The sequence below is a fragment of the Micromonospora sp. M51 genome, from assembly GCF_018070305.1.
Classification (GTDB): Bacteria; Actinomycetota; Actinomycetes; order Mycobacteriales; family Micromonosporaceae; genus Micromonospora; species Micromonospora parva.
This window is the reverse complement of sequence record NZ_JAGPXZ010000368.1, coordinates 1-5,894: the sequence shown is the minus strand read 5'-3', so window position 1 is coordinate 5,894 and position 5,894 is coordinate 1. Positions and strand designations below refer to the sequence as shown.

Below are 5,894 nucleotides of genomic sequence, written 5' to 3'. Positions count from 1 at the left end.
CGCTCGGCCATGCGCCCTCGACCAGGGTGCCCGCGCCCTGGATGTCGGGCATGGCCCGCAGGCCCATGTCGAGCAGCAGGTTGCGGGCCGCCAGATCCGGTCCGACCACCCGGGCCGCCTGGGTCTCGACGCTGTACCACCGCTCGGTCACCGCCGAGCGCACCTGCTCTGGCATCTCCGCGGCCAGGGTGTTGAACCGCTCCACGGCGTTGCCCATCGCGGTCCGCTGCGACGGGGCGGGCGCCATGGTGCTGGTGTACGTGAGGTCCCGGCGTTCCGCCGGCTCGCTGGTGAGTTGCGCTCGCAACCCCTGCTCGGCGAGCCGGTTGACCAGCCGGGGCACCCCACTGATCAGCAGCGTGACCACCAGGGTCAGCACCGCCAACAGCAGGAACTGCCCCCCGTACGCCCGGACCCGCCGGACGGCTGCCCCGACGCTCATCGTTCTCCCCCGATTCGCAGCTGCGCCGCCGCCACCCGCTGACGGATGCCGGTGGCGATGAACGCGCTGAAGGCGAGCGCCGCCAGCAGCAGACCGACCGCGGTCAGGCCGATCGGCACCCAGGGCAGCGCGAACGCCGCCGGGGGGACCGGCCGGCCGGCGGCCGGGGTGAGGATGACCAGTGGGGCCATCGTCGCGCCGACGGCGGTGCCGAGTAGCAACCCGACGCCCACGCCGATGCCGGCGAGGAACGTCTGTTCGGCGAGCAGCGCCCGGGCCATCAGCCGGGGCGTGGCGCCGAGGGTGTGCAGGACCGCGAACTCGCCGAGCCGTCGCCGGGCGGTCGCCCACACGTCCACCATCAGGCCGACGATGGCGAGCAGCACCGCGCCGAGCGCGGCGGCGAGCATCCCGGTACGGGAGCCGCGCCAGTACGGGTCGTCGGCGGCCGCCTCGATGGCCGCCTCTCGGTTGAGCACTGTGACGCCCGGGAGTTCGCTGGCCGCCTGGGCTGCGGCGTTCGCGTCGGCGGTGCGGATCCACCATTCCGGTACGGGTCGCACCATCCCGTCGCTACGGATCAGCGCGTCGACCGCCGCGGGCAGGTCCAGCAGCACGCCGGCCGCGGTGGTGGTCGGCACGGCGCTGAGCTCACCGACCAGTCGCACCGGCAACGTCGCCCCGGAGAGGGTGAGGTCGACGGTGTCGCCGACGTTCATGCTCAGCGCCTCGCGTACCTGCGGGGTCATCAGCACCGGTACGGGCTTGTTGTCCCCGCCCGGCACGACGGAGAACCGTGTCGGCGGCTGGTACGCGAACTGCCCGCCGGGAATCACCTCCACGTCGTGGACGGCGGCGAACCCGGCGCCGTTGGTCCGCACCGGCGTGGATGCCTCGCCGGGGGCGGCCAGCACCCAGTCGCCGCCAAGGTCGGCGGGCTGGGTTGCGCCGTCGGCCATGACCACGCTCAGATCGTCCAGCTCGAGTCGGTAGGCGTTGCCGGCCGCCAGCCCGCCGTCGGCCTCGAATCCGGCCAACCGCAGCCGCGCCCCACCCAGGTCGGGCAGCTGCACGGTGAACCGGGTAGCCCGACCGTCGCCGTCGGCGTTGGTCGCCGGCAACCGTACCGCGAGCCCGTCGGGGCTGGTGACCAGCAGCGTCACCGCGACCCGGACCTGCCGGGCGGCGTTGCTCACCGGGGTACGGACGGTGCCGGTGACGGCGCGCGCCCCGGCGGGCAGTTCGATACCCGCTGGTGCCGCACGCTCATCGATCATGCGCTGGTACTGCTCGGAGGCCGACCCGTCGGCGAGGCGGTCGGCGAGGCGGACGACGCCCGGGGCGCTGGTCGGGTCGACGCCGATCACCGTCGCCGGCAGGTTCTGCCGGCCGACCCGGATCTCGTCCCGCCACACCGGCAGCACCCGGTCCACGCTCGGCAGCGCGGCGAGCTGACCGGTCCGGGTCGGCGGGGCTCCCCCGGCCCGTTCGGTGACGCGGATGTCGGCGCCGACCGTGTAGCCGGCCTGCTCGACCTGGGACCGCTCGCCGGTGCTGATCAGGGACCAGGCCAGGGTGCTGCCGCCGACGGCGAGGGCGAGCAGCAGGACCGGGCCGGCGTGCGGACGCCGACCGGCCTGCCACATGCCGAACATGGTGGCGGTCCACGGACGACGGTCGACGAACCGCTCCGCGAACCGGGTGAGCGGTGGGAGCACCCGCAGCGCCAGCACGGCACCGGCCAGCACGCCGAGTGTGGGGGCGGCGACCAGCAGCGGGTCGAGGCCGAGCCGACCGCCCGAGCCGGCCAGCGGCGAGGCGTAGCGGCGTAGCTGCACCCAGGCGAGCACGGCCAGCGCCACCAGCACCAGGTCGACGCTGGCGCGTTGGACGCTCGCGGCCCGGTTCGGGCGGGATCGGGCCGCCATGTCCGCGACGTACGTCCCGGCGCCGCGCAGCGTCGGCAGGACCATGGCGACGAGGCAACCGGCCGCGGTGGCCGCTGCCGCCGCCCAGATCAGTGTGGTGTTGCCGCCGGCGGTGGAGAGGTCACTCGACCCGCCGGGCCGGATGTACCGCAGCGCCTCACCGGCGATCAGCGGACCGAGCACGGCCGCCGGGGCGACCACCAGGGTCGCCTCCCGGGCGGCCAGGCCGGCCAACTGCCGACGGGCGGCGCCACGGGCGCGTAGCAGCGCGGTCTGTGGGCGACGGTCCTCGTGCAGCAGCGCGGCGACGAGCACCAGCGCGTACCCGCCGAGCACCAGGATGAGCAGCAGCGGGGTGGCCAGCGACGAGCGACCCACCAGGTCGGCGCGGGAGATCCGGTCCAGCAGCTGCGCCATCTTCGTCACCGCCTGCCCGGAGCTGCCCAGTTGGGCAGCCTCGGGCACTGCCGACAGCGCCTCGGTGAGGGCTTTCCGAACGGCGGGCAGGTCGGCGGTGTCGACGCCGCCGAGGTCCGGTTGGGCGAGCCAGGACGCCGACACGGAGCCCGGGAAGGTGGCCGCGAAGTCCGCCGGGTCGAGCGTGAACGGGCCGTACGAGGTGCCGGAACCGGCGCTGCCCGCTCCCACGCCGGGGGCCAGCAGCCAGTACGCGTCGGTCGGGTCGCGGGGCCGCCAGGTGCCGGCGAGCACCAACTCTCCCCGTCGTTCGGTGGCCCGGTCCCGCACCGGGACGCGTTCGCCGACGGTCAGGCCGAGGGTGCCGGCGACCCGCTCGGGCAGGCTCACCTGGATGGGGTTGGCTCCGGGGCGGGGCCAGGCACCGCTGGTCAGCTCGGCGTGGCTGGCGAGGTCGTCGAGCGTGGCCAGGCTCGCGAAGACCGGTTCGTCGGCGGTACGCGGAATCTGCCCGAGGTCGCCGGTCAGCTCCCGGCCGGTGCCGTACCGGGCGGCGGTGACAGCGACCGGGACGCCGCCGAGCCCGGTGGCGAACTCGGCGCGGACCGCCTTGTCCCGGGTTGCGAACTCCGCCGCGTCCCGCCCGCCCGAGCCACTGACCAGTAGGCCGCGCTCCTCGGCGGGCGAGGCGGCGACGAGAGCCCGCTGCCCGGCGTCGACGGCCCGACGGTTGTAGTCGGACAGTCCCGTGACCAACGCGACGGCGACGAGGGCAGCGATCACCGCCGCCATCAGCAACCCGCGCGCCTCCCGGGCCCGCCTCCACACCAGCTTCATCCGACGCCTCCCCTGGCCCTGGCGGGCCGACGACCATCAAGACAGGCCACCTACCGGGAAAGGTTCGCGCCCGTTACTTGATCGTTATTACGGGAGGGTCGGCCGAAGCCGGGCGGCTAGCTGTAATGCTTAGCTGCCGCGTCGAACGTTGCGGATGCCGAACACCACCGCGCCGATCACCAGCAGGACGCCGATGCCCTGCAGGCCCGGGGAGTCGTCGGCCCCGCCGAGCACGACGGCGGCGATGCCGAGCGCGACCCCGAAGACTGCGGCAGCGGTCAGGGCGTACCTCATGGGGTTTCCTCCTCCACCCACTCGAGCAGGTCTCCGGGCTGGCAGTCGAGCACCCGGCACATCGCTTCCAGGGTGCTGAACCGGACGGCCTTGGCGCGGCCGTTCTTGAGCACCGCCACGTTGGCCGGCGTGAGCCCGACGCGCTCGGCGAACTCACCGACGCTCATCTTGCGTTTGGCCAACTCGACGTCGATGCGGACGACGATGGGCATCAGATCACCGCTTCCATGTCGCTGCGCAGCGTGGTGGCCTGCCGCAGCAGCGCACGCATCACCACCATGAGGAGCCCCAGCACGGTGACGCCCACCGTCAGGAGGAAGAGCAGGAGGGGTAGTCCCGGGTCGTCCGCGTTGAAGCCGACCCAGAGGAAAACGCCCACCAGCACCACCCAGGCGGCGGCGATGGCCCACACGATGGCGTCCACCCACTTGAGCGACGCCTCGGTGAAGATGCGGTCGCTCTTGACCAGGCTGAGCAACTGCCACGTCGCGACGATGACCACCTGGACGCAGAGCACCCAGAACACCGTCACGGCGGTCGCCGGCCAGCGCAGGTGGGCGTCCTGCGGCGACTGCTCAGCCATGTACGCGAACTGGCCGGGCAGCGAGAGGGTCTGGAACACGACCAGCACCCCGAACAGCACCACGAGAAAGACTCTGAGAGCGGCAACCGCTCGATGCTCAGTAACCATGCATCGAGTTTCGCTCGCTACCTATCGAAAGTCAATCGGTTCGTCAGTTGCCGCCTGTTGCGCCGGGCGCGTCGGCCGCCGAGGACGGTCTGGCCTTCTGCGGGTAGAACGCCTCGTGCCGGGCCAACATGGCGACGAAGTCGACGATCTTCCGCTCGCGGGTCTCCGCCCGCTTGACCGCGTTGAGGCGGTGAATGAGGGCGAACCGGTTGGCCTTGGTGAGCACGTCGAACATGGCCTGCGCAGCGGGTTCGGCGGCGATCGCGGCGAGGAGGTCGGCCGGCACCTCCGCCTCCGACGGCGGGGCGTACGCCGCCGCCCACCGACCGTCCGCCTTCGCCGCATCCACCGCGGCCCGACCCGGTGGCAGCATCCGTCCCTGTTCCTCCAGCCGGGCAACGTTCGCCACGTTGCGTTGCGACCACGAGCTGCGGGACCGGCGCGGGGTGAACCGGATCCACGAGGACCCCTCGTCCCGCTTACGGGCCTGCCCGTCGATCCAGCCGAAGCACAGGCCCTCGTCGACCGCCTGCTGCCAGGTCACCGTCGTGACCGTGCCGCCTTTTTTGGTCAGCGCGAGCCAGACACCGGGCGACGAGGCGTGGTTCGCCGACAACCAGGCGCGCAGCGCCTCGGCGTCAGCGACGATCAGCTCGTCCAGCTCAGCGCTCGTCATGCCGGCAGGCTAACCCCCGGGTCTGACAGTCGGTGCCCGCCGTGGGACTCGACCAACGCGTCCGCCACCACGTCGGCGTCGGCGTCGGCCACCTGCGCCGGGTACTCCGGCAGCAGGTCGTCCCAGGCGACCAGCCACGACCCGAACAACTGGGCCTGCCCCTCCGGCCGAGCGAAGAACCAGATGTGCAGGTGGGCGCCGCCGTCGCCGAAGCGGTAGACGTGGGCGCGTGAGATGTGCGGCAGCGCCTGCACGTGGCGGACGATGCGGGTGCTCAACAACCCCAGCTCGGCGGCCAACTCGTCGGGCAGGTCCGCCATGTCGTAGTGCTCGCGCGGCAACAGCATGAGCACCAGCGGGACACCCACACCCTCGATCCGGGTCAGCCGCCACCGCTCGTTGAACCAGATCCCTTCGTCCCGCTTGCGGCAGGCGTCGCAGTCTGACGGATCCTCGCCGTGCCGCGGCGGCTCGGGGAGCACCGGCGGCCGCAGCGGCGCCACGCGAAGTCCGTCCGGCTCGAACGGACTGATCTCCCACCCGGTCATGCGCGCCAGGGGAAGGCGGCGCTCGTCGTCCGCGGCGGCAACCGCGTGGTCGTAGAACTCA

The 5,894-nt window shown here is 72.9% G+C and carries 6 protein-coding genes and 1 pseudogene; all 7 read right to left on the bottom strand.

The genetic code is table 11. The features are described from left to right. Positions 1–442, bottom strand: a pseudogene (locus KBX53_RS19510) (hypothetical protein); the annotation flags it as partial. Further along, positions 439–3,624 carry an ABC transporter permease gene (locus KBX53_RS19505; RefSeq protein ID WP_030336214.1) on the bottom strand — a complete coding sequence of 1,062 codons (3,186 nt, stop codon included), beginning with the start codon at positions 3,622–3,624 and terminating at the stop codon, positions 439–441. The gene KBX53_RS19505 and the pseudogene KBX53_RS19510, both read right to left, overlap by 4 nt. A 129-nt stretch (positions 3,625–3,753) precedes the next feature. Beyond that, positions 3,754–3,918 carry a hypothetical protein gene (locus tag KBX53_RS19500; RefSeq protein ID WP_167337339.1) on the bottom strand — a complete coding sequence of 55 codons (165 nt, stop codon included), beginning with the start codon at positions 3,916–3,918 and terminating at the stop codon, positions 3,754–3,756. Next, positions 3,915–4,130: a helix-turn-helix transcriptional regulator gene (locus KBX53_RS19495; protein ID WP_030336216.1), complete on the bottom strand. Its 216-nt coding sequence runs from the start codon at positions 4,128–4,130 to the stop codon at positions 3,915–3,917. The genes KBX53_RS19500 and KBX53_RS19495 overlap by 4 nt, the downstream gene beginning before the upstream one ends. Next, the gene (locus tag KBX53_RS19490; protein ID WP_245233731.1) at positions 4,130–4,564 is read right to left on the bottom strand and encodes a DUF2975 domain-containing protein; all 435 of its coding nucleotides are present in this window, start codon (positions 4,562–4,564) and stop codon (positions 4,130–4,132) included. The genes KBX53_RS19495 and KBX53_RS19490 overlap by 1 nt, the downstream gene beginning before the upstream one ends. An 88-nt stretch (positions 4,565–4,652) precedes the next feature. Next, positions 4,653–5,285 (bottom strand): YdeI family protein, encoded by a 633-nt coding sequence (locus KBX53_RS19485; protein ID WP_210860863.1) that lies wholly within the window; start codon positions 5,283–5,285, stop codon positions 4,653–4,655. Beyond that, positions 5,282–5,894 (bottom strand): hypothetical protein (locus KBX53_RS19480; RefSeq protein WP_247675884.1); only part of this gene is annotated, 613 nt, incomplete at its 5' end. The genes KBX53_RS19485 and KBX53_RS19480, both read right to left, overlap by 4 nt.